The sequence below is a fragment of the Vibrio coralliirubri genome, assembly GCF_024347375.1.
Lineage (GTDB): Bacteria > Pseudomonadota > Gammaproteobacteria > Enterobacterales > Vibrionaceae > Vibrio > Vibrio coralliirubri.
In genome coordinates this window covers 1,628,463-1,653,271 of record NZ_AP025470.1, presented here as the reverse complement: position 1 = coordinate 1,653,271, position 24,809 = coordinate 1,628,463, and the positions used below count along the sequence as shown (strand labels likewise).

The 24,809-nt window shown below is 43.9% G+C and carries 18 protein-coding genes; 15 read left to right on the top strand and 3 right to left on the bottom strand.

The features are described from left to right. Positions 1-16: 16 nt before the first annotated feature. From OCV20_RS07500 to OCV20_RS07490, 3 genes are all read right to left on the bottom strand, one after another. Positions 17-736: a GntR family transcriptional regulator gene (locus tag OCV20_RS07500; RefSeq protein ID WP_086775862.1), complete on the bottom strand. Its 720-nt coding sequence runs from the start codon at positions 734-736 to the stop codon at positions 17-19. Positions 737-1,108: 372 nt separating this feature from the next. After that, the gene (locus OCV20_RS07495; protein ID WP_086775497.1) at positions 1,109-2,422 is read right to left on the bottom strand and encodes an IS4 family transposase; all 1,314 of its coding nucleotides are present in this window, start codon (positions 2,420-2,422) and stop codon (positions 1,109-1,111) included. Positions 2,423-2,566: 144 nt separating this feature from the next. Further along, a complete protein-coding gene (locus OCV20_RS07490; protein ID WP_086774613.1) occupies positions 2,567-5,740 on the bottom strand; it encodes an HD domain-containing phosphohydrolase in 3,174 nt (1,057 codons plus the stop codon). A 372-nt stretch (positions 5,741-6,112) separates the two neighbouring features. Between OCV20_RS07490 and OCV20_RS07485 the strand changes: the two genes are divergently transcribed. From OCV20_RS07485 to OCV20_RS07415, 15 genes are all read left to right on the top strand, one after another. Next, entirely contained in the window at positions 6,113-8,095 is a 1,983-nt protein-coding gene (locus OCV20_RS07485; RefSeq protein ID WP_086774612.1) for a type VI secretion system Vgr family protein, read from the top strand. A gap of 60 nt (positions 8,096-8,155) precedes the next feature. Then, entirely contained in the window at positions 8,156-8,716 is a 561-nt protein-coding gene (locus OCV20_RS07480) for a DUF6931 family protein (protein WP_048606891.1), read from the top strand. Positions 8,717-8,725: 9 nt separating this feature from the next. After that, positions 8,726-9,025, top strand: a complete 300-nt coding sequence (locus OCV20_RS07475; RefSeq protein ID WP_017110734.1) for a PAAR domain-containing protein — start codon at positions 8,726-8,728, stop codon at positions 9,023-9,025. A gap of 219 nt (positions 9,026-9,244) precedes the next feature. Next, positions 9,245-10,711 (top strand): type VI secretion system protein TssA, encoded by a 1,467-nt coding sequence (locus OCV20_RS07470; RefSeq protein ID WP_086774611.1) that lies wholly within the window; start codon positions 9,245-9,247, stop codon positions 10,709-10,711. Between the two features lie 32 nt (positions 10,712-10,743). Beyond that, a complete protein-coding gene (locus OCV20_RS07465; protein WP_017110736.1) occupies positions 10,744-11,265 on the top strand; it encodes an Hcp family type VI secretion system effector in 522 nt (173 codons plus the stop codon). A 19-nt stretch (positions 11,266-11,284) separates the two neighbouring features. Then, positions 11,285-11,788 carry a type VI secretion system contractile sheath small subunit gene (gene tssB, locus OCV20_RS07460; protein WP_009846607.1) on the top strand — a complete coding sequence of 168 codons (504 nt, stop codon included), beginning with the start codon at positions 11,285-11,287 and terminating at the stop codon, positions 11,786-11,788. Then, entirely contained in the window at positions 11,788-13,266 is a 1,479-nt protein-coding gene (tssC, locus tag OCV20_RS07455) for a type VI secretion system contractile sheath large subunit (RefSeq protein WP_048606898.1), read from the top strand. Before tssB ends, tssC begins: the two co-directional genes overlap by 1 nt. 38 nt (positions 13,267-13,304) lie before the next feature. After that, positions 13,305-14,699 carry a type VI secretion system contractile sheath domain-containing protein gene (locus tag OCV20_RS07450; protein WP_086774610.1) on the top strand — a complete coding sequence of 465 codons (1,395 nt, stop codon included), beginning with the start codon at positions 13,305-13,307 and terminating at the stop codon, positions 14,697-14,699. Continuing rightward, entirely contained in the window at positions 14,699-15,121 is a 423-nt protein-coding gene (gene tssE / locus OCV20_RS07445; protein ID WP_050633453.1) for a type VI secretion system baseplate subunit TssE, read from the top strand. Before OCV20_RS07450 ends, tssE begins: the two co-directional genes overlap by 1 nt. After that, positions 15,114-16,865, top strand: a complete 1,752-nt coding sequence (gene tssF, locus OCV20_RS07440; protein WP_086774609.1) for a type VI secretion system baseplate subunit TssF — start codon at positions 15,114-15,116, stop codon at positions 16,863-16,865. Before tssE ends, tssF begins: the two co-directional genes overlap by 8 nt. Positions 16,866-16,929: 64 nt before the next feature. After that, complete coding sequence (locus OCV20_RS07435; protein WP_086774608.1) at positions 16,930-17,862, top strand: type VI secretion system baseplate subunit TssG; 933 nt, start codon at positions 16,930-16,932, stop codon at positions 17,860-17,862. Positions 17,863-17,909: 47 nt separating this feature from the next. Continuing rightward, complete coding sequence (gene tssH, locus OCV20_RS07430) at positions 17,910-20,522, top strand: type VI secretion system ATPase TssH (RefSeq protein ID WP_086774607.1); 2,613 nt, start codon at positions 17,910-17,912, stop codon at positions 20,520-20,522. Positions 20,523-20,531: 9 nt separating this feature from the next. Then, on the top strand, positions 20,532-23,099 hold the full coding sequence (locus OCV20_RS07425) for an MFS transporter (protein ID WP_086774606.1): 2,568 nt from the start codon (positions 20,532-20,534) through the stop codon (positions 23,097-23,099). Beyond that, positions 23,096-24,094 carry an ABC transporter substrate-binding protein gene (locus tag OCV20_RS07420; protein WP_086774605.1) on the top strand — a complete coding sequence of 333 codons (999 nt, stop codon included), beginning with the start codon at positions 23,096-23,098 and terminating at the stop codon, positions 24,092-24,094. The genes OCV20_RS07425 and OCV20_RS07420 overlap by 4 nt, the downstream gene beginning before the upstream one ends. Continuing rightward, positions 24,081-24,809: a type 2 periplasmic-binding domain-containing protein gene (locus OCV20_RS07415; RefSeq protein ID WP_048616380.1), complete on the top strand. Its 729-nt coding sequence runs from the start codon at positions 24,081-24,083 to the stop codon at positions 24,807-24,809. The genes OCV20_RS07420 and OCV20_RS07415 overlap by 14 nt, the downstream gene beginning before the upstream one ends.

The window sequence follows — 24,809 nt, the reverse complement described above, 5'->3', positions numbered from 1 at the left end:
AAATACCAGTCGCCAGTTAATCAAGATCTTTGGATTGAATTTGTTGTTCTATAAGTAATCTACTTCCCGAGATGTGTCTTCGCATTAGCATTTCTGCTAGCTCTTCATCACGGTTGCGAATCGCTTGTAGGATGTATTTATGTTCATCAAGCGCCTTTTTTGGACGAGACTGTGCTCTTGGCGATTGGTAGCGATACATGCGTAATAGGTGATAAAGCTCGTCACACAGCAACGAAATGAGTTTGCTGTTACGACTCGCTTTAATAATGCGGTAATGAAAATCGAAATCCCCATGTTGATGAAAGTAAGAAGAACCTTCGACTTCATCGATGTGTTTTGAGTGTGTCGACAATAACCCTTCAAGCCCGACAAGCTCTTCTTGTGTGATATGTCTCGCTGCGAGTCGAGCCGCCATGCCTTCCAATGCCTCTCGCACTGCGTACAACTCGAGTAGTTTGTCTGCCGAAAAGGTAATAACTCGAGCTCCTACATGAGGAATGCGTTCAATCAAGCCAAGCCCTTCAACACGCATTATCGCTTCACGTAGTGGACCTCGGCTTACCTCAAAGCGTTTAGCCAGTTCAGGTTCCGAGATCTTACTGCCCGGTGGTAATTCACCGTTAACAATCGCTTCAACGAGATACTCAGTGAGGTTTTCTGATTTAGTGTTCTCTTTATCGCTCACACGTGTCTTCGTGTTTGCACTTAAGCTGAGATCTTTTATCGCAGTATTCATATTCACGCTGCTCACTTCTGATTGCTGAACCTTAATTGTCAACAATTTCATAACATGAACATAAAATACACGATTAAATTGTCGACAATCAAGCCAATTGTCGACAATTTAGACTAAGGTAGTATTTTTTATAGACGATAAAAATTCACCAAAAAGGCACCAAAAACAACTTAACCAATTGTTATTTATAACGTTAAATAGATTAACAACCACTAGCCCGATAACTACCCTAAAATCATTTGAAATCGATGTGTCGACAACTTATAGCCGAACTTGTCAAACGCAGATCCCTTTGTGTCTATCCTCCTGCTCACCGATAAACAGATATAAAAAAGGCGCACTCATGTGTAATGCTTGTAAGTTAAGCATCGTTTAGCGTCTTCTTGGAGGCCTTGTCGCATAGCGACAAGGCCTCTTTTTTACTGCTCTTGGGTAACTTCGTTCTCGCCTCTCAGGTAAAACAAAGCTTTCTGACATATCCAGTATGTAGTTTATTACTTCTGGGATTCGTCCCGGTGCGACCGCTGGTAATAATTGAAGCTGTCCAACAAGGAATAATGAAGCCTGTTTAAAGCCGATTTGATAAGGCATCACTGACTTCTGATGATAGGCCATTTGACACATCATGAACCGCAGTAGATTGTAAGCAACCAGCATTCCCCAAAGCTCTTGATTCACTAACTCTGGCTTTTTGCTTCTTAACGTAAGTTGGTTCTGAAGCATGTATTGCTTCATCTCACGATACCCCAACTCTATTTCCCAACGATGGCTATATAGTTCGGCGATATCAGCACCAGGATATTTCATCGTGTCTATCATTGACGTTAATAGTCGGACTTCTTTTCCTTTAATCGTCTTTGTGATTAAACGAGCTTGGAGAGTTTTGGGGGCATCAACCCACTTCTTTTGAGCTTGAGGTGATAGCTTGAGCTCAACGAGCTCTTGTCCTCGGCCTACCTTCGATAACACAGTGTATTGAGCCCCTTTTCTTAATGGGAGCAGCCAATGTTTTTCATCGCCACTGGTTTGCCATTTATGCAGTAAGCCCAAGGCGTAAAATCCGCGGTCAAAAATAGTTAAGCTGTTTGAGGGAGATTGTTCAATAAGCGGGATCGTAAGGTCGACTTCACTTTTAGATACTGAGTCGAATGAAGCGCTGTTGAGTAAATGACTGGTCAGCTCCATATGGCAGACCATTCTCACTTGAGGGTAGTCAGATATCGTTGTTTTATTGCCTGTTCTACTAAAATGCTCATCATTACTTTTAGTGTCTGGTGTTCTCCACACAACACCATCTACAGCATGAAGTGTTAACCCATGCCAATCGGGATGAGGAGTCTTGCGGTGCCAAAGTCGTTGAGTGTGATTGAACACGGCTTCCATAACGTCGGAACCAAGTCGGTGACGTGCCTGTATGACAGCGCTAGGTGCGACGAATGGCTTCTTACCCGGTAGGAGAATATCAAGTTGCGAGACTACTTTATCCATCGATAAATGACGGTAAAGGGACATCCCTAAAACACTCCAAACCATCATTTCCATTGGTAACCTGCGCTTTCGAATAGTCGCAACCCCAGATTCTTGGAGGCACTGTTCGACGAGTTCCGGGGACAGCAGGTCTGATAACCCTGAGAGCTGTTCTGGAGAGAAGTTATGGACTTGATTAAGGGCTTGTCTAAGAAACATAAAAAATCCGAGTGTTAAAGAAACACTCGGATTTTGACATCCTTGGAGGATCGTTCAACCAGTCTTTTTTACTTAACTGATCGGCATTACGCACTCATGTGCGCCTTTCATTCATCGAACCCGTTCTAACAAGCCAACCTTTAATCAAGCTATCTGACGAGTAACTTCTAGGTATTTGTTGATATCAACGAAATCAATTTGTTCCGGTTTGAGATACTCTTCTGCATAACGCAGGTGAGTACCGCTGGTTAAGAACAATCTAAACAGTTCGATATCGAGATGCTCGTCCAACGCCATTTTGTACATGATGTCGACAGCAACACTGATTGGCTTCGCCTTCTTATAAGGCCTATCCGCAGCGGTCAACGCCTCAAAAATATCGGAGATCACCAGAATACGTTCTGGGATTGAAAGGTCATCACCAGTCAGTTTCCTTGGGTATCCCGTACCTTTGAGCGTTTCATGGTGCGTCGAAGCATAGCGTGGAACACGGCTTAGCTCTTTCGGGAATGGCAGATTCTCAAGCATCTTAATCGTGCCAAGCATGTGCTCGTTTATCTTGAATCTATCTTCAGCGGTCAACGTGCCGCGTGCAATACTCAGATTGTAGACTTCGCCTAGGTTGTATAAGTGCTCAGGTACATCCATTTTGATTTGATGTTTCGGGTCAAACTCTAACGGTCTATCTCTTTTCACTATATGCTCTGCTTTATCACTTAACAGTGGCTCTGTCGCAGGTAAGCTCGAACTCGGTTCTCGATTTAACGCCTCTACCGGCGATAAACCAAGTTGATCATCAAAGTTACGTGTCCAAGTCGTCTCAGCTATCGAGCGAATGCGAGCGACTTTGTCATCACTCATGAATTCACCACCAACGTTCGATGTCGCGATAAAAGCAAAGTCATCTTGTAGCTGTTGTTTGGTTGTCGCAAGCTCATCGGAAATTTGCTGCGTTGTTAGCGTACCTTCAAGTTGCTTTCTCAAAGCGGTGATTTCCGCATCACGCCAAAGTACTTCAAATCGAGTTCTCACCTCGTGAATTCGGTTGTAGTTCGCTTCTAGCTTCGTACCTTTATCGACGATGTGTTCAGGTGTCGTGATCTTGCCACAATCATGAAGCCAAGCCGCAATTCTGAATTCACGACGTTCATCATCATTTTTAAACTGAAAATCTTTGAAATGATCGGACTGTGATTTCTCAGCCGCGTCAGCCAACATCAAGCCGAGTTCTGGTACACGATTACAGTGCCCTGCCGTATAAGCGGATTTATCATCGATAGCTTGGGCGATAAGCTTGATAAACGACTCCACAAACGCCTCTTGTGTCTGTTCATGTTGTCTAATCTCTGCAGCCATGCCTTTCACTGCCACAGACAGCTCCCACACCTCTTTGATTCGCGTATTAAGCACAGACACATTGTCGTAATCACGCTGCCTAATTTTTTGCGTTTCAGCTTTGAGTTGACGGATCGGTCGAACAATAGGCGCACCAAAGATCCAAGCTACTGGCAAGGTTAGGCTCATAAGAAGCACCGTCACACCAATAGACGTAGCAACTCGTTTGTTTACCGCGCTGTAGATTTCCGCTTCCGGTATCGCAACGGCAAAATATTCAGAGTAGTGCTCGCCCGTTTCAATCTTTTTCAGATACAGACGCTTAGGTTCTCCATTAAGCACAATCTTAACCATTTCGCCTTCGGTAGTAGCCGTCGCAGTACGTTCATAAAGCTCAGTATAAGGAATGGTTGTGCCTGTATTGAGAGCATGATGATGGAACCATTTTTGTGACAACACTGCTTTCTGTTCGTCAGTGAGTGCGCGAATGGCTTGATTTAGGATTGGTAATAGCTGCTGATGTTTGTTTTGCAACACAATGTGGAATTGGTTTGGGTAATTAGCTTTGAGATCCAACAGCACTTCATTAACTTTCAATCTTGCATGGAAAAACTTATCCAATGAGAATTCCAACACAGGCTTAGCGTCGAGTACTGCAAAGCTCTCGCCACGATCAACAGCGTCAAATGCTAATTCCATGCTAGGAAACTCAACAAGCTCAATATTTGGGAAATCTTTTCTGAGTTGAGGAATCACCGACCACCCAGATAAAATCGCCACCTTTTTGCCACTGAGATCTCCATAATTTGAGACCATCTGTGCGTTTTCTCGCGTGACGACAGAGAAAGGCAACTCATAGATAGCATCCGTATATAAGCCTTTTACTCCGTTACTTGCGTAATTCTGAATAGAGTGCAAACCATCGATGCTACCCTCATGAAACTTACCTGTTAGCTCCGCCCATGAAAAACCATTAACAAACTCGAACTTAACGCCACTCATTTCGCTGATCATTTTCAGAAGATCAATCGCATAACCGTGTGGCTGTCCGGATACTGCAAAATCCATTGGCCCCCAATCGCTTTGGTTAGAGAGTAACAAAGGAGGCGTGTTCTCAATGACGGCTTGTTGCTGAGCAGACCAATCGATTTTACTTGTCTGAGGGAGTGCATGTTTCGTTTCAGTGTCTCGATTAGACGCAATGATATTGCCCGATTTAGAGTACAAAAAGGACTCAATTTGACTGTCTTCATCTAAACCTAACGCGCTCGCAGAAAGCTTGCTCGCTAACGAAGACAACACAATATCAATGCCGATTACATGTTGCGTGTCACCAACGGCCTTTGATTCAAAAGCTAAGGAGTAAGTTTGTCCTGTGATCTGAAGATGCTGGAAAAGATAAGGCTGTGTTTTCTCAACCGTCTCTGTATTCGCGGAAACATACCAAGGCCGTGTCGTTGGAAAGTAATTGCTCGGCTCAGTCTTTGAGTCTCTGAGGTTAAACTCAAGGTCGTAATACTTAGTCGTACGAATCCGCCCTTCTTCCCTGTCGCTTATCTCGATCACCACCCAGCGGTCTGAGCGATCGGCACCAATTTTTTCTCTAACAAAAGGAGAAGATTCCAGATTGATAATTTGGAAGAAGCGTTCGTTAGAAGAACCTATATAAATACTGTAAAAAAGAGGGTTATCTTTTATCGCTTCTGAGAGGATCCCACGCGACTCTTCACGAGAGATTTGATGACTAATAGAGCGATGCACTGAAGAGAGTAAACGAGCGGTATTTATCGCATCTGAATCGACGTTGCCGATATAGTCGCTTAAATCCTGAGATACCATGGTCAACTTCGACAAGGTATGTTCGGTTGCCATTTTCTTACTGAAGTAGTATTGAAGTGAAACCGCCACGATCGCCGTCAGCACCGTCGCAAGTAAAAACATCCCTCCAACGGTAAACCGCAACGAGATTTTTGTGTTTGCCATTATTCTATCCTTGAATAACCACTAGCCCAGAAATGTAACATGCTAGCAATATTTATATTATTACTACGGCATACTATCTCTAGCAACACATTATTCTATATATTATTCAACATCTCCCTATATCCCCCTCTACGTCGCAATATCATTGTATTTAAATGACATTTAACAATATAAATCAGCAGCCAATTACCATAATTAATTTAATGGTATTAGTTTTCATAAAATGGAAACACCTCACGCCTTTGTTGTCAGGCTTATTATATTATTTACTTTATGCTATAAATTTAGATATAAAATTTTAACATTAAGTCAGTTCGTTAGTATCGACATAACCTTATGTCAGAACATCTTCGAGCATTATCAGGCGAGCCTATGACGGATAATTTCTCCCCTTCTGCCAGCACTATTGTGGCAAAAGATTCTAAAAGCAACGAGCATGCAGTCAGCGATTTTGCTATTTCTGAGTACTTATCGAAGCCTTTTAAAATCGAACTAACCATCATCTCAAAAAACTTTGTCATCGATGATCAATTGGGGCAAAAGCTCTCTATTACCCGCTTCGTTAATGACACCGATAATTTGACCGCTACGCGAGTATTCAACGGTATTGTTACCCAGGTTCAATTACTGGGTATGGACGGTAACCTGCAGTACTCCAGTTACCGCGTCACTCTAAGGCCTTGGTTCTGGTTATTGAAGCACACCCACTCTTTCCGCGTTTACCAAAACCAATCAACGAAAGACATCGTTTCAGACGTGTTGACCCAAGCAGGCTTCAGTGGCTCATATAAGACGGGCACAATGCCTTCGTCTAAACGCGAATATTGCGTTCAATACGATGAAAGCGACTTTGATTTCGTAACCCGATTGCTCGCAGAAGAAGGCGTTCACTACTTTTTCCAACACAGCGATTCCGACCATTTAATGATGCTGCAAGATGCGCAGAGCCCCTTTCAAAAGTCGGATGCTAGCAAACTCGACATGATTGAGGTCCCATCAGGCAGCAATCCATTAATCAACAAATGGATGCCACAGGGGCAATTTCATGGTGCTAGCATTGAGCTAACCAGCTACGACTACTCACAAACCAAATTGGTGAGCAGCAAAGAGAAGAAATCTAGCCATAAGATCGCCAACAACACCAAGTTGACCAAGCAGTTTTACCCTAACCTCGGTATCACTGGTGGGATGGAAGATCTCGCTAGCAACCTAGTCAAAAGGCGAATCGAACAGCTCGAACAAAGTTATCAAACCGTTGAAGCCGAAGCTCAACACGATTCATTTGAATTAGGCACTTGGTTCTCATTATCTTCCCATTTAGACAAGTCTCAACTCGGCGATTATCTGGTCACAGAACTTCACATTCGATACAACACAGATAATCACTGTGAGACCCAACTTACCCTTCTCGATACATCAATTCCGAATTATCCGTCACCGAGAGACAAAGCCAAAATCCACGGTCTGCAAAGTGCGATTGTCGCAGGCAGTACGGCAGGTGAAATCAATCAAGACGATCAAGGCCGCGTGCGTATTCAATTTCATTGGGATACCGAAGCCTCTGGCGACAAAACAAGTTGCTATGTGCGTGTCGCTCAGATGATGGCAGGCAGCGGTTACGGTGCTCAGTTTATTCCAAGAGTCGGACAAGAGGTATTAGTCAGCTTCATTGATGGCGACCCTGACCAACCGATTATCACAGGAAGTGTTTATAACAGTAAAAATCCGCCACCTTATAAAGAGGCGAACGCCACAAAAACAGGCATTAGCACTAAATTAAGTGGCTTAGCGAATGAGCTCTATTTCGATGACAAGAAAGATAATGAGCTGTTGTACATGCACGCGACCAAAGACTTCACCAAAGAGGTCGAGAACAACCTGACGGAGACGATCAAAGGTGAGCTGATTCAGAAAACCACCAAGCAAGTGACCGTTTCAACAGAAGATAACTACACGCTTAGCTCGGATAAAGCGATCAGTGAAAAAGGCAAATCCATTTCACTTGAAGCCGATGACAAGATAGAGCTGACCGTTGGTTCAAGTAAGATCACCATGTCTTCATCTTCAATCAGTATCGAAGCCAGCAACATTAATATCAAAGCCAGCAGTGCACTCAACCTCGAAGGGATGAACGTGACCAGCAAGGCTACATCTGCAAACAAGATCTCCGGTGTGACGACAGCTTTAGAAGCAACCAGCTCCAACAGCATTAAGGGGCTCAGTGTCGCGATTAAAGCCGACACTACCCTCTCAGCAGAAGGTTCATTAAGTGCCGAGTTCAAATCCGGCCTAAAAGGCACTTTCGATGGTGGCGTGATGGGTGAGTTAAAAGGTGCGATTGTTAAAGTGAATTAGCGAATTTAAATCGCCAACACTTAAACCACGCCGCAGTACAAATTTAGGTAGAACGAAAACATGTATAAAAAGATTCCGTATCAGACAGGCCGACAGTTACTCGACAGGTTCTCAAGCTCTGATGAAGCTCAAGCGCTGATCGATGAAGAACTCAATATTGATGACTCCATTGAAGCGTTGTTGGAAAACGAGCTCTATTTCGATTTGGTTCAGTTTCTGGCTCACGGACTACCGGTTCGAGAAGCCATTTGGTGGGGCGCGCACACGCTCGATGCGAGAAATGATGTCTGGTCTGCCATGCAAAAACAATGTATTTCCACAGCCAAAGCTTGGGTCAAATCGCCATCAGAAGAGCAAAGGCGCAAGAGTGAACTATTCTCTAATAAGCTCAAATTAAATTGCGGGCCTTCTTGGTTAGCCCAAGCCGTATTTTGGAATGGTTCTGGCAGCATTGTGGCACCTGATTTACCCAATGTACTCCCAGACCCTTTTCTATATTCGAAAGCGGTAGCAGGCGCGATAAACCACTCCGCAGCACTGCCCAATTGGGATAAAACCGACGAGTACTATAAGAAATCTATTGGTATTGCTCTTGAGCTTGCCAAAGGCAGTAAGGCATAGGAGTTACTGATGACGTTAGCCGCACGATTAACTGACATGCACGTTTGCCCAATGCAGACACCCGCTGTTCCGCCGATCCCTCACGTAGGTGGGCCAATCAGTGGGCCCGGAGTACCAACAGTTCTCATTGGCAATATGCCAGCCGCGACGCTTGGGGACATGTGCGTATGTGTCGGGCCTCCAGATAGCATCATCAAAGGCAGTGCCACTGTGCTCATAATGAGTAAACCAGCAGCACGCATGGGAGATACAACCAGCCACGGCGGTACGATTGTTCTAGGTATGCCAACTGTGATGATTGGAGGCTAAATACCTTACTTTTCATAGGGTTTCAAAAAACCGTGACATCGGTCCACTTTCTTAGATGAAGTTCAAAGTTTTGAGTAAATATATATTTTGCATGAGACTTTTCACGAAAAAGCTCTAGAATTAATAAATGTTAACAAGTGTTTACGAAACATAAGGATTATGTATCAAACATGACACTTTGGTGCGATCAGGATAACAATAGATTTTTACAGGACGTATATGACAGAAATCGCTCGCCTACTTGTTCCAATCTCAGATGAAGAGCCTTCAGGCTCTTATTTGAAGTTAGATCGAAGTGCCTATCGCAGTTTGAGAAACGTTTACAATAGCGCTCAATCCTCATTTCGACAGTTGGTTGAAACGCCTGATGCATCGTCTGATCCCGCTATCGTCGATGCCAATACAGACAACTGGGCTGAATTAAGAAAGATTTCAGAGGAAACGCTGACTTCACAGTCTAAAGACTTAGAGATATTAGGTTGGTACATCACGAGCCAACTTTTTACTTCTCAACCATTTCATAACCTTGCTAATGCTATCCCGGCTTTAAACCTTTTCATCGACCAATTTTGGGATACGCTAAACCCTATGCTTCCGGAAGCAAAACTCAAAGCTTCTGACGATGCAGGGAAAGCAAAGGAAATCACTGAATTTAAAACTAAACCCCTACTTCAACTCGTTGGTGAGTCTGTTGATTCAAGCTCCGTTTATATTCCTTTTCAAATGCTTAATTTTTGCGCAGGCGTTACTTTTGGTGATTACCTCACTGCAGAGCGTAAAGGCAATATCGCAGAGCTAAAAGAATCAGCATTAGGCTCATTTGATGGAAGTGTTTCAGAAACACTCTATCTACTAGCGAGTATTTTTAATGAATTAGAGATTGCAGAGAAAAACTTAGCTGAAAAATGCCAAGCTGTTGGTGCGACCGTAATCAGCTTCAACTTCATTAAGACAAACGTACGTGACTTAATTAAAGCGATACATTTCCTTGTTGGAGAAAAATTCGCTCCTTGGCCGTTGGATGACAACTTTCACGTTATCCAAAACTCAACAGACGCACCTCAAGAAGGCGATTCGACACACTCGGCACTACAGCAAGCTAGTGCCCCCCAGAATGACTCGAGCCCAGCCATTGAAACAAGCCAAAATTCTGGGGAAACTAATCCGGTAAACCAAGGTAACGGAAGCGTGGCTAGTCACGGGCAAACCCAAGCACTAAACAGCCTTACCTCCCAAAACCAAACTCAAACGATTGTTCAAAACGTCTCGAGCATCAATGGCATTGTTAATCGCGATCATGCGTTTCAAGAAATTAGAAAAATCGCAGAGTACTTTAAAGAAACCGAACCTCATAGCCCAATTGCATTCTTACTCGAACGTTCAATTCGTTGGGGCTATATGAGCTTCCCTGAGTTACTCCAAGAAATGGTTGGCAATGAAAGTGTCATCGCCCAAATCAATCAAATGACAGGAATGGACAACCTAGACAAAACCGATTTGTCAGGAAAATCCGTTCCAGTAATGACTTCCGCTCCGGAGAGAACTCCGGTAGCAACACCGACTATTGAAGAGCCAGCGGCAGTATCGCCAGTTCCTGATAGTTCAAATAGTACGACAGATACAAACCAAACATCTGAACCGACTTCCAACTCATCATCGAGCAGCCTGCAAGATTTTGAGTGGTAAAGCACATTAATGCGTTGAGCAAGGAGAAAGTAATGGCTTCTATTTTTATGAGAATTGATGGTACGACACCAAAAGGTGCAGCAACGGTAGAAAAGATCGGGGGTAAAGATGGATTCTTTGCACTTGATAGCGTTTCTTGGAGTGCAGTACGTGGTGTTGGTATCGATGTAGGTAATGCAAACAATGCGGACCAAGGTATGGTTGCTCTTGGTGAAGTCAACATGACTCGTGGCTGTGATGGTGCAACACCTCATCTAACCACTTTCTTATATGCGCCGGGTCCAGAAGGTCGCACTGTTGAAATCGTTATGACAAAACCAAACCGTGAAGGTTCCGGTGCTGATCCATATCTGATTCTAACGCTTAAGATGGCTCGTATGTCTAGCTATAACATGTCTGGCACAGACGGTTCACTTCCAAGCGAATCTTTCAGCCTAACCTACACAGAAATTTCTAAGGCTTACTACATTGAAGCAGACGGCGGTAAGATCGAGAAAGGCCCTGAGGTTGGCTTCGATGCTACTACAGCTAAAGTTACTTCAACTGCTAAGTAATTAAACAAGGAGAGTTACCGTGGCACTAAATTCCCAACATAAACGCGTAAGTAAGAACCGCGTAAGTATTACCTATGACGTTGAGACTAATGGCGCTGTAGAAACCAAAGAGCTCCCTTTTGTTGTTGGGGTTATTGGTGACTACTCAGGCCATAAGCAAGACAAAGAAGAAGTGGAAGATCGTACCTTCTATAACGTTGATAAAGACAACTTCGACACTGTAATGAAGCGTGTTGGCCCTGAATTATCCCTAAAAGTAGACAATGTACTTGCCGGTGATGACAGCCAGTTTGAAGCGAGCCTTAAATTTGACTCGATGAAAGATTTCGAACCTGAGGCAATTATCGAACAGGTTGAACCGCTGAAAAAACTCGTCGAAACCCGTAATCAACTGAAGGTACTTCTTTCTAAAGCTGATCGTTCCCGCGATCTAGAAAAGCTGCTTAAAGAAGTTCTACAAAGTGCAGATACGATTAATGCTCTTTCTGATGAGCTTGGCATTAAAGAAGAAGGGGCTGAGTAATGAGTACTGAAACTGAGAATCAAGCGCAACCGGAAGCAGCGGAAGGCTCACTGAGTTTCCTAGACCGTGCGATTGAAGCAACCACTCAAACTCCTGCAGACACGACAAAAGAACTGTTTTCTGTACTTACAGAGCAAGCTCTTTCTGGCACCGTGACGTGGGATAAGAACGTTACAAAAACAATTGAAAACGCTATCTCTGAGATAGATAAAAAGCTATCTCAACAGTTATCTGAAGTCATGCAACAAAAAGACTTACAGAAGCTCGAAGGCTCTTGGCGTGGTCTACAAAAACTCGTTAAAGAGAGCGAACTTGGTCGTGATCTAAAGATCAAAATGGTCGATTACACTCAAGAAGAGCTGCTTGATCAATTTGAAGATGCACCAGCGATTGACCGTAGCCCATTATTCAATGCGGTTTATCAAGGTGAGTTCGGTACTGCGGGTGGTGAACCATACGGCACATTCATCGGTGATTACGAGTTCAGTGCGAAAGATGAAGATGTTGCTCTGCTTCGCTACATGGGTGAAGTTGCTGCAGCGTGTCACGCACCATTCGTTGCTGCAGCCAATGCTGAGATGTTCGAGTTTAATGACTTCCAAACATTCTCTGAAGGCAAGCCTGTTGCTGCGGGTTTCGACTCTCCGGCTTACGCTGCGTGGAATTCATTCCGTGAGAGTGATGATGCTCGCTACGTAACCCTAACACTGCCACGAACTCTTGCTCGCCTACCTTATGGTGACAAAGGTTTGAGTACTGATGTCTTCGCTTATGAAGAGCTTGGTACTGATATGGATGGTAATCCTAAGCCAACCAGCAATGATCAGTTAGTTTGGTCTAATGCAGCGTATGATCTGGGTCTTAAAATGACTCAAGCTTATACGGCTTCAGGTTGGTGTACGTCTATTCGTGGTCTGGATAACGGCGGTAAGGTCGAGAACCTTCCAAACCTAACGTACAAGTCTGAAGCGGGCGACCTACTTCAGCAGTGCCCAACAGAAGTTAACCTAACGGATGAGCGTGAGAAAGAGCTATCTGACCTTGGTTTCCTTCCTTTGGTTCACTACAAAAGCTCTAACTACGCTGTGTTCATCGGTGGTCAAACAACTCAGAAGCCTAAAACCTTCACGGACCCAGATGCAACGGCAAACGCGGCAATTTCAGCTCGCCTGCCTTACATCATGGCAAGTAGCCGTATCGCCCACTACCTGAAAGTAATGGGTCGCGACAAGTTAGGCTCGAATCTTGAAGCTCCGGATATCAAACGAGAGCTGCAACTATGGATCGACCAATACACCAATGCAGGTGCCATTGGTAATGAGCAACGTGCAAAAACCCCTCTTTGTGAATCTCGCATTGAAGTGGTCGAGCAACCTGGTAAGCCAGGCGCATACTCAGCTGTCGCTCATCTAAGACCTTGGTTACAACTTGAAGAACTGACGACCTCAGTTCGAATGGTTGCTAAGATTCCAGGCTAATATGGATTTGGCCGGAGCAATCCGGCCAAAAATTTTGTATGAAGTTAAATACAGAATGGCAAAACAAATTCAATCAATTAGATGACACAGATAATACCTTTATGAAAGAGGCTTTATCTCTGTTATCTGAGCTAGACAAACACTCCTTAAGCTCTAAATCCTCACTAATTTCATTGATATCTACACTTATATCAGCAATCGATTCCAAACTCAGTTTACAGCTTGATGAAGTCCTCCATGAACCAGAGTTTCAAAAACTGGAACGTAACTGGTTAAGCCTTCAGCAGCTTGTTTCCTTACCCGTCAGTTACCAAAGAGCGCATGTAAAACTGCTCGATATGAACTGGGCTGAGATCTCTAGCGACGTCAATCAAGCCTATTCCACCAAATCCAGTGACTTGTATAACAAGATCGGCAATAACGAACTGAATACCTTAGGTGGTCACCCTTTTGGTTGCATCACCTTTAGCCACCCTATCTCAATGGATATCGATTTTGATGCCGACTACGACGATCTGTTTACCGTAGAATTGTTAGGCAAATTAGGCGAAGCAACACTCTGCCCTATGTTGTTTTCTCCCGTAGCAACCTTCTTTGGTGAAAGCGGTGCCGATTGGTTATCTGATATCGAACGTATCAATAAGATCCTTTCCGGCCCCGACTTTAAAGCGTGGCAGGATTTACGCAGTAAGCCGAGCTCTCGCTTTATTGGCATGGCGCTACCACAAATCCGCCTGAGAGACGCATACAAGAATCGACGCGCTGGCTTCATTTACAACGAGCAAGGTCAAGGTGCTTGGGGATTAGCCAATATGGTACTGGCTACCACTATCATGCGAGAATTTCACCGCGTGAACTGGTTTGGCTTCCTAAAATCCCGTTGGAACGACAAGCTGCAAGGTGCCGTCGTTAACCTACCAACCAATCACTATTTCGACAGTCACCTGCAAAAACCAGTGACGGATATCAGCTTGTTCGGCCAACTGTCGAACTTCTACGCTCAAAGCGGCTTTATCCCACTCGCAAAAAGCCCTTTGACCGACAAGTTTTACTTCAATGGTAACAACTCAATTTGGCAGTGCGGACAAAACGACAATGACAAAGTACTCACGCAGATTCAAACCACACTGATGTCTTGCAGAATTGCTCATTACCTAAAAGTTCAAGTAAGAGAGATGATCGGCAGCTTCAACAACGCGACCGAGTGTGAACTGTTTTTGACCCATTGGATTGAAAAGTTCTCGAGTAACGTTTCATTTGCCAATGAGGAAACCTTATCCAAATACCCACTCAGCTTCGCCAAAGTGAGCGTGACGGAATCGAGTTCTCAAGCTGGCAGCTTCGCTTGTACTCTGCGTATTGTTCCTCAATACCAATTTGATTACTTCAGTGGTGAAGTTGTGCTGACCACCGACCTAAATGAGGTGGCGTAATGAGTTTTTGGAAGACCTTTATCAGTGATTCAAAGCCCTATCAGGATGCGGAGATTGAAGACATCAAGTTCCATCTCACCAAGCTCCTTGAAGCTGAAGCATCATTGACAGATATCGATAACCGACTGATAGAAGTCAATCGCTCGAACTTAAAGTTTGGTATCGAAGATATTCAATTGCTGAGTGCCACTCTAGAAAAAACACAGCTGACTCTGCGTATTGAAACGTGGATAAAAAGCTTTGAGCCACGACTCCATGACATCTCGGTAGAGCTTGGAGAGCGCAAAGAGGGTGAAAACTCACTATCGTTCAACATCATCGCCAAGGTTAAGACAAGTCATGGCGAACAAGACCTTATCTTTGACTCCAAAATCGCATTAAGTGACCTAACAACCTCATTAGAAGAAGATAACTATGACTGAACCTATTATGCGTTATTTCGAGCAAGAACTGGCTTTTGTGCGCCGTTCGTTAGGTCAGTTCGGTCAGGAATACCCGACGCACGCTGAGAAGCTCAATATTCATCAAGGTAAGATTGAAGACCCTAGCATGGCTCGTCTATTAGATGGTGTCGCACTATTAAATGCTAAAGTAGAAAAGAAACTATCAGAGCAGTTACCTGAGGTCATCGAAGGTATATTAGGAGTGCTCTATCCGTCTTATATACAAACCGTTCCTAGCGTTGCTTATCTTGAGTTAGTTGCTGAAGAAGGCCCTATTGAATCGAGTACTTTGCCAAAAGGTTCGCTGTTTTCGAGCACCAACACAAAAAACGAATGCCTATTTAGAACCGTCGATGAACTCAAAATAGCACCATTTAGCTTAGGCAACATCAAAGCGCTAAGCGCCCCGTTTAGCTTCAACAGACCCAAATCAGCTAATCAAAGCTCAGCGGTCGTTCAGATTTCACTGAACACTGGCGACCCCGAAGTACATTTCAGCCATTTAGAACTGAATGACCTCGACTTCTTCGTCAAAGGGTTTGAAAACAATGCGGACTCTCTAGTCGAGCTTCTTCTCAATAACACCTTAGCGATTTCTATCTCAGATAGCGAATGCGCTCAACATGTCACCATTGATAGCCACCAGCTTAAAAATCGAATCAGCGATCTCGAGTTTAAGTTTTTACCTGAGCATGGTAATCAATTCACGGGCTACCAACTGATTAACGAGTTTTTCTTTTTCAAAGAGAAGCGACAGTTCTTTAGGCTTAAGAACTTTGCGGATTACGCAGGCCAATTTGATGAGTCAGAAATCATCATTAACTTGTTCATGTCGTCATTGCCATCCGAATTTATCCGTCTATTCAATAAAGATGTTTTCAAGTTAAACGTAATGCCAGCAATTAACTTGTTTGAGCAGACAGGTGAACCTATTGCATACGATCACAGAACCCTTTCAGTTCCTGTGAATGCCGACGCGCACAGCGACAACAATATTGAAATCATCGAAATTCAGAAGGTGTACGAAATCACACCTAACGGTGAAATACCGTTAGTTCCTCTTTTTAAAGAGAAATACACCCACAATCAGCAATATGACTACTGGCAAAGTAAACACAATCACTTTGGTGAAATGAGCATCGCAATCTCGCTATCTAAAGCGCCAGAGGCTGAATTTAGTAAGCTGCTTGGCACTCACTTGTTGTGTACAAATGGCAAGCAAGCGTGTGGCGTAAACGGCACTCTGGAATGCCTAGAGAGTATTGATTTACCCGGTGATTTTTCGCCTATTTATCCGCCTTCGGCACCCATAACAAAGGAACTCGACCAAAATATCCATTGGGAATTCATTAGCTTACTGAACACCAACTTTTCATCACTGGTGCAGTCTAGTAATCCGGTTGCTGACCTCAAGCATATGTTGAGTTTGTGCAGCCGAGAACAAGTATCGAGCGCTGAAATTCAAATGATTCACTCGATCACGTTTAACTCTCAAGTGTCTGCGATTCGCGTTCTGGGCAAAAATGTATTCTCTCCAGGAACCGAGATTGAACTCACACTCGATGCAGCCTCGCCCTACTTGGCGTTTGCCGACGTGTTAAATCGCTTCTTCCAACAGTTTTGTAGTTTTGATCGATATATACAACTCAAGATCCGAATCTACGGACGAGATGGTGTCGTTAAAAAGTACCCTAAGATTCACGGTAGTCAATTGTGCTTATAACTCAGCGAATATCGGCAATGATGCGAGCTGAAAATAACCAGAGCTTAGACTGTAAGGGGGACATATGAAGCCTTTCATCGAAGACCTAGCCGCTCAGCCTGAAAAGTACGATTTCTCTCAGGCAATGAGGCTATTGGAGCAACTTCAGTCCCAAAGTAGCGCGCCGATACAGATCCAATTGAAATCGGAGGCGATGCCGACTGGCAACCCTCAAGAGATCCAATACTTCTCGTTAAAGGGGAACAAAGCCAAACTCAGATTGGCAAAACAAGCGCTCTCGGGCGTTAAAGGCGTGATACCTAATTACATATACGAAGAGTTGTTAGCCGCGATCCACAATGAAGATCATTCGTTGCAAGATTTTCTGGACGTATTTAATCAACGGCACTTTGAAATCACCTATCGAACAAATGCTCGACGTTGGCTGCTCGTTGAAAGTGAGCAAAATCCAAAGAAAACAGCATTATTGAATCACTTTGCTGCGCTTGGAAAAGAGCACAAAGAGTATCTCCAATATTCACTACTGCTAAGCCAGCAAAGCCGAAACCTGACGACTCTGAAAAAGATTTTAAATGACTTTTTCCCATATTCCATCGAGGTGGAATGCAAAGCATTTGAACAGCGTCTATTGCCGACCGACTCGTTAACTCGCATTGGTGTTAATCGAGATTTTAACAGTCGCTTAGGGCAAGGTTTTTTGGTCGGCAAAACTTGTTTAGCCCATTTCAACAACTTGAGTATTTTTGTTACCCCAAAGAACAGAAATGAGTTCCTCGAGATTCAAAAAGATGAACAATTTGCAAAAGCCGTGTTGTCTTTGACTCAGCACTATTTAAAAGACAGTACGCCTGTTGCCATTTATCTGAACGTCAAACGTTCATATTTAACCAAACCCCGTTTATCAAGCAAGGTTTCTATAGCCGCTCGTTTAGGTGAAATTGACTACCTTGCACCTGAGCGTAACCCCAATGAAACCGTAAAGATTTTGCTTTTGTAGTTCATAAATACGGAATGTGTAGATTTTAGAGATACAAGGAATTGACTATGACACAAGTAACTCTCACTAACTTAGTAGGAAAGCTATCTCCCGAACTGAAGCAAGCGTTGGAAGCGTCTGCGGGCGCGGCGATGAACCAAGGTGTTGGAGCGATAGAAACAGAACACTGGATCCTTCAGCTTATTTCCCAAAAAGATCCGAAGCTAATGGCGTTGTGCGAATCTCAAAAGCTGTCATTAGACGCCTTAGTGAATGAGCTTTCCAAGAAAATATCTATGCTTCCAAAAGGCAGCGAAGGTCAGCCGACACTAAGCCATGGCTTAACTGAATTAATCAAAGATGCTTGGATGATTGCATCGGTAAACTATGGTCATGGCGAAATCGTCAGCTTGCATCTAATTCAAGCGTTGATGCAACAGAACGTGTTAGGCGTCAGCACCCTGCAGCTAGAAACTCTGAGCAGTGTTTCACTCGAATCTCTACAAGGTCTGATAAAGAAAACCCCTATTGCCCGTAATTCTGCAACGCCCTCAGCCGGTGGCTCTGTCGATACCACACCCGCAGGTAACGACGCACTGAGCAAGTACACGGTTAATCTGACTCAACAAGCGATTGACGGCAATATCGATCCTATTTCTGGCCGTAATGCCGAAGTAAGAAAAGCGATTGATATCTTGTGTCGTAAACGCCAAAACAACCCAATTATGGTCGGTGAACCCGGCGTAGGTAAAACCGCTGTTGTTGAAGGCTTAGCGTTAAGAATTGCAGCCGACGAAGTTCCTAGTGCTCTACAAGGCGTGCAAATCCACTCTTTAGACCTTGGCTTACTGCAAGCTGGTGCGAGCGTTAAAGGTGAGTTTGAAAACCGCTTAAAAGACGTCATCAACGAAGTGAAAAGCTCAGAAGTACCCATCATCGTATTTATCGATGAAGCCCACACCCTTATTGGTGCAGGCGGCGCTGCCGGACAAAACGACGCGGCCAACCTTCTCAAACCAGCCTTGGCGCGTGGTGAGTTCAAAACCATCGCCGCGACAACTTGGGCGGAATACAAAAAGTACTTCGAAAAAGATCCTGCTCTAACACGCCGATTCCAAGTCGTGACCATTGAAGAGCCTAACGCAGAAGATGCGATGCAAATGCTGCGTGGTGTGGCGGCTTCATTACAAGCTCACCATGGCGCTTTTATTGCTGAATCCGCGATTGAAGCCGCGGTCAACTTATCGATCCGTTACCTGCCAAGTCGCCAACTGCCAGACAAAGCGATTAGCCTGCTTGATACTGCCAGTGCACGAATCGCACTGACACAAGGCGCGAAACCAGAAGTATTGGAAACGTTAGAGCAAACTATTCGTTACCAAGAAAACGAAAAGTCGGCGTTAGAAAAAGAAGATGCGTTGTTCTCAAATAGCGCTGAATTGATCAAAGAACTCACACAATCGATTGAAGAAAACCAACAAGCATTGGCAGCATATTACACACGCTGGGAGAAAGAGATTGAGTTAGTTGACCAAATCAAAGCGGTTCAACAAGAGATAACGGAAGAACAAGAGCAAGACGCTGTTGACGCTAACAAGCAAAAACAGCTCGACACCCTGCGTACTGAATTGGCCGATCTGCAAGGTGAAGAACCTCTTGTTTACGCCATGGTTGACGACAACACCATTGCTCAAGTGATTGCGAATTGGACCGGTATTCCTGTTGGCAACATGATGAGTGATGAAATCGCCAAGCTGCTGACCTTAGAAGACGAGCTTAATACTCGAGTTATTGGTCAAGATGTCGCAAAAAACGAGCTCGCAAAAGCGATTCGCATATCACGCGCTGGGTTAACCGATAATCGTAAACCGATTGGTGTGTTCCTGATGTGTGGCCCTAGTGGTGTGGGTAAAACTGAAACCGCCATGGCACTTGCGGAGCAACTGTACGGAGGTAGCAACGACCTTACCGTGATTAACATGACCGAGTTTAAAGAGGAGCATAAGATTTCGATGCTACTCGGCTCACCTGCTGGCTATGTCGGCTTTGGTGAAGGCGGTGTGTTAACGGAAGCTATCCGACGTAACCCATACTCAGTACTACTGTTGGATGAGATGGAGAAAGCACACCCTGGCGTGCATGACCTGTTCTATCAAATCTTCGATAAAGGCCATATCAAAGACAGTGAAGGCCGAACTGTCGATTTCAAAAACACCATCATCATCATGACGTCGAACGCAGCTGACCAAGCTATCTGTGATGTGTGCGCTAAAACCACAGACCGTATCGACAACGACGAGCTACTTGAATCGATTCGTCCGGACTTACAGCAATACTTCAAACCTGCTTTCTTAGGACGAACAACCATTGTCCCTTACTACCCGCTTAACGATGAAGAGTTAGCGAAAATCACTGAGATCTCGTTAAATCGAATCAAGAAGAAACTCGCAGAACAATATCAAGCTTCCTTTACTTGGGACGCAGACTTCATTCAATTCGTGGTTGACCGTAATACCGATCCAACGACAGGTGGCCGTGCAGTCGAGCAAATCATTAACCGCTCATTGATGCCGAGATTAGCTGAAGAGTGTATTGGTCGACTCAGCCGAAGCGAACCTATTACTCAAGTCACCGTTAGCGCGACCAACAATAGTGCTGACTTCGATTTATCGATTAAGTAGGTTTTAACTATGAACAGCAAAGCCAGCCAAACATTGATCAAACCTTCATTAATTAACCTGTCACTTCGGGTTAAGTTGATGCTTGCTATCATGGCGGTTTTGCTGTTTTCCATCACCTTAAATGCAACGCTGAACTATTTTAATTTCGAGAAAAGGCTCACTGAAACCTCCGACTCCATCTATGAAATAGTATTAGAAGAAACACATAACGATATCAACCAAGCGATCAGTTTAGGCTTGCCTCTCTCTGCAATATCAAACATACAAGGCATGCTGGATCGTCGATTGAAAATCGTTGACGGTATTACCGCCTTGGTTGTCGTCTCAAGCTCTGGCGAACGACTGTTTGGTACCGGAGAACAAAGCAACGAGAATAACCGTCAGCTATCGCTCGATATCACCAACTCTTTTGGATTAGTTGAGGGGCAAGTAAAGCTCTACTACTCCACAACTCTGTTAGAACAACAAAAAACCTTCTTACTCAAGCTCCAGTTCCTCTATTCGGCAATTTGGATACTACTCTCTTGCCTATTTGCCTTTGTCGCCTTGAAGTATCTATTGAAAGGTATTGTCGGCCGAGTAAAAGGCGCAACTGCAATATTTGAGTCCGCGACCGATTCGGATGAATTACTGCCAATGATTACCCAAGCTCACAAGGCGCTGCAATCCCCGAATTCATTGTCTAAGTTTGAGAAGTTGAAAAACAAACACTTTCCTGTGTTTATCATCTCTCTTGCTATCCTGTTGACGATCATTGCTAACCTAGGAGTTTCGTATCAATCTTTAGACAAGTTTTCACAGATTTACGAGGTTAAGCTCGAACAGAAGTCCAACCTGATTGGCGACTCTTTAAATCAAATGATTAAAGAGCTACTCGATAAAGGCGTTCCTGCCGATAAGCTACATGGTCTAGAAGACGAATTTGCGTTCTTCGTTGATCATCATAGCGAGATCCTATCGATTAACTTTGAAGGACAATCGGGTACTTCCTATCGTTATCCTGCGGAACAAATCGATCACCCTTCTATCCGCGAATCGACATTCTCACTCAACAACAGCCACACAATTCAACTGAATGTCACCACCGACAACAACTTGATCATTAACCTGCTTAAAGAAAGCGTCATGGACATGATTACCGTGTTGGTTGCCTCTTGCCTTGTGGTTGCAGAAATCATTCTGTTCATGTGTAACTTCATGATTATTTCGCCTTGGAATCAGGTAAAGAAAGTGTTCATGTTGGTCAACCGCGACATCGTGAATCACTTAGCCAAGATCTCTACGCGCGACGAAATTGGCAAGCTGCTCAACCTGACTAATCAAGCCATTACCAAGCTAAACCCTAATCAACCATCACAAGACATTGACAAGCAAGACTTTCGATTCATTCGCTTGCCCCTATTTTTATTGGTGTTCTCAGAAGCATCTTCACTCGCCTTCTTCCCTAGGTTTGTCTCTTCACTGGAAAACACAACCGGTTGGATCCCTGAAAACCTAGTTACGAGCTTACCCATTTCTCTGTTCATGTTGTGCTGGGCTATCTCACTGCCATTTGCAGGTTACTGGTCAGATAAAGTAGGCAGAAGGCATTCATTGATGACAGGTGGACTCATCACTTGTATTGGCTTAGTTGCTACTGCTTTCATTCAATCTCTCGAACTCTTGTTGGTAGCTAGAGCTTTTACCGCTGTAGGCTACGGTATCGTCTTTATTTCAGCACAAGGTTATGTATCAGATACCACTAACGACTCTAATCGCACCAAAGGAATGGCGACTTTCTTGTCATCATTCTTCTCTGGCTCTTTATGTGGCGCCGCTATTGGCGGGATCCTCGCCGAGAAACTTGGATACTCAGAAACATTTATGCTCGCAGGACTGTTGGCAACATTGAGTGTCTTGCTAGTCTATGTGTTCTTTGAAAAGTCGACTACCAGCAACGCGAGTAAACCCGTTCAGCTGAAAGACTTTAAGCTTCTGTTGAGTAATAAGTATTTTGCGCTAATTACGATATTCAGTGCGATACCGGCGAAGATCGTACTGACAGGCTTCCTCTACTACATCTGCCCTGTCTATCTGCAATTCCTAGGCGAAAGCAGCTCTGTTTCTGGACGGGTGATTATGGCGTATGGCCTCGCGATCATATTAATTTCACCATTAAGCGCGATATTAGTTGATAAGCTTAAAAACAAAATGGCCTTCATTTTTATCGGTGGTTTGCTTTCATCCCTTGCCTTGCTCAACTTCTACTTCTTCCAAGGCACATTAGGGCTGCTACTCATCGTGATCATTATTGGTATTGCACACGGCATCTGTGTTTCTCCACAAATACCTTTGGTCATCGACCTCCTGTCTGGTCAGGGCATCGAGAAGGGAAAAATCATCGGTATATTTAGACTTACAGAGCGTATCGGTAATATCGCGGGGCCAATGCTGGCTGGGGTTTGTTTGAGTATCTTCGGTTACGACCAAACCATTCTTATATTTGGCGCGTCGCTTCTCGCGAGTTCCTTTAGTTTAATTGTGTTTTTCTCGATATTCCTGAAATCTGATAAACAGAAGCTAGGGGTTCAATCATGAGATTTATAGTGTTCGTTCTTAGCTTTATTTTAATGTCGCCCCTCTCATTCGCTAAAAGTGATGAAAAACACGTCATTCTTTTATTATGGCGAGGAGTAACGGATGCTGAACAAGGCTTCATGGATTATTTATCCCAACATATTGATGTGAGATTTACCGTTCTTGATGCAAACCGAGATAAAGCTAAGCTCAAACAACATATAAGAGATCTAGAATATAAAGAAGCTGACCTCATTTATTCATTTGGTACAACTATCACATTGAATTTATTAGGAACTTACACAGAACCTAGTGAATTTAGAGTAAATAATACGACGCCGGTCGTATTCAGTATCGTGACCGACCCGGTGGGCTCTAAGTTAATCACTGATTTATCTTCAACAGACAGAAACTTTACTGGTGTATCGCACATCGTACCCCATGAAATACAGTTTAAAGCGATAGAAAAGCTCAATAACATTTCAAGCCTTGGGGTTATATATAACGCTGACGAAAATAATTCGATTATCACCGCAAATAAAATGATGGAGTTATCGGAAATTTATAACAAGCGTGTTATGTTGTACCCATTAAACATTGATAAAACCAAGTCAAATAGCGACTTAATTAACATCACGATAAACAATATGAAACGTGATGGTATCGATATGGCTTATTTACCCCCGGATTCATACATTATCACCCAAGGTGGGGAAGTCGTATCGGGGCTACATTCCGCAGGTATACCTACTTTTTCGGCGACCGAGAGCCCGATAAGAAAACATAAGGCCCTGTTTGGCATTGTTAGCCGTTACTACAATGTTGGTCAATTCGCTGGATACAAAGCGAAGAACATATTGAAAGGAACTCAAAAAGCTTCAGACATCCCAATAGAATCACTAAGCCAATATTCCTATATTGTTAATATCGAGGCTGCACACAAGCTCGACTATTACCCGCCAGTGTCTATTTTGAAGATTTCTGAAGTGATAGGACACTCTAATGACGTTAACTAGAGCCTCTACCATCAGACTATCGTTAGTCACCCTACTCATCTCGACGTTTTGGTCGATGAGTGTCTCTGCTCAAGTAAAAATTGGGCCATCTCGCCTAATGCTGACTACACAAGATTGGCCGCCTTACCAAAGCTACGAAAACGCGACAATGCAAGGAATTGCTTTGGACAAGGTTAAATGTGCCTTAGGTATCATGGGACAGCCTTACCAACTCACAATGACAACTTGGTCGGACGCACAACTGCGCGTGCATAGCGGTAGCCAACACGGCTTTTTCGTCGCCACTAAAACTTCTGAGCGTGATGAATACGCTACGCTCTCAGCACCCATCGCAAAACAGACGTTGAATTGGTATTTTGGCCCAGGAGTGGAGCCGAAGGTTGATGAATTGTCAAAATTAAACCTTAACTTTTCTGCCAAATTTGGCTCAAACAAATGGTTTTGGCTAAAACGTAATGGATTTAACGTCGTTAAGCAGCCACGAGATGCTAAAGTATTACTAAGACTTTTAAAACAAAGGGAAATTGATGTTGTTTTAGAAGATGAGTTGGTCTTTAAAAGAGAATTGAACAAAGCCTCTTTACCACTCGATTACTTCAATTCGACGAATTTGGATACCAAGGATATGGGGGTCTATTTTTCGAATCGATTCCTTAAAACCTATTCGGGTTTCTTAGACAGTTTTAATTCAGCCATATCCAAGTGCAAGGAGTAG

Bases quoted from the DNA above. Each gene is read 5' to 3' on its own strand.
- OCV20_RS07500 (WP_086775862.1), bottom strand. From the start codon at position 736: ATGAATACTGCGATAAAAGATCTCAGCTTAAGTGCAAACACGAAGACA.
- OCV20_RS07495 (WP_086775497.1), bottom strand. From the start codon at position 2,422: ATGTTTCTTAGACAAGCCCTTAATCAAGTCCATAACTTCTCTCCAGAA.
- OCV20_RS07490 (WP_086774613.1), bottom strand. From the start codon at position 5,740: ATGGCAAACACAAAAATCTCGTTGCGGTTTACCGTTGGAGGGATGTTT.
- OCV20_RS07485 (WP_086774612.1), top strand. From the start codon at position 6,113: ATGACGGATAATTTCTCCCCTTCTGCCAGCACTATTGTGGCAAAAGAT.
- OCV20_RS07480 (WP_048606891.1), top strand. From the start codon at position 8,156: ATGTATAAAAAGATTCCGTATCAGACAGGCCGACAGTTACTCGACAGG.
- OCV20_RS07475 (WP_017110734.1), top strand. From the start codon at position 8,726: ATGACGTTAGCCGCACGATTAACTGACATGCACGTTTGCCCAATGCAG.
- OCV20_RS07470 (WP_086774611.1), top strand. From the start codon at position 9,245: ATGACAGAAATCGCTCGCCTACTTGTTCCAATCTCAGATGAAGAGCCT.
- OCV20_RS07465 (WP_017110736.1), top strand. From the start codon at position 10,744: ATGGCTTCTATTTTTATGAGAATTGATGGTACGACACCAAAAGGTGCA.
- tssC (WP_048606898.1), top strand. From the start codon at position 11,788: ATGAGTACTGAAACTGAGAATCAAGCGCAACCGGAAGCAGCGGAAGGC.
- OCV20_RS07450 (WP_086774610.1), top strand. From the start codon at position 13,305: ATGAAGTTAAATACAGAATGGCAAAACAAATTCAATCAATTAGATGAC.
- tssE (WP_050633453.1), top strand. From the start codon at position 14,699: ATGAGTTTTTGGAAGACCTTTATCAGTGATTCAAAGCCCTATCAGGAT.
- tssF (WP_086774609.1), top strand. From the start codon at position 15,114: ATGACTGAACCTATTATGCGTTATTTCGAGCAAGAACTGGCTTTTGTG.
- OCV20_RS07435 (WP_086774608.1), top strand. From the start codon at position 16,930: ATGAAGCCTTTCATCGAAGACCTAGCCGCTCAGCCTGAAAAGTACGAT.
- tssH (WP_086774607.1), top strand. From the start codon at position 17,910: ATGACACAAGTAACTCTCACTAACTTAGTAGGAAAGCTATCTCCCGAA.
- OCV20_RS07425 (WP_086774606.1), top strand. From the start codon at position 20,532: ATGAACAGCAAAGCCAGCCAAACATTGATCAAACCTTCATTAATTAAC.
- OCV20_RS07420 (WP_086774605.1), top strand. From the start codon at position 23,096: ATGAGATTTATAGTGTTCGTTCTTAGCTTTATTTTAATGTCGCCCCTC.
- OCV20_RS07415 (WP_048616380.1), top strand. From the start codon at position 24,081: ATGACGTTAACTAGAGCCTCTACCATCAGACTATCGTTAGTCACCCTA.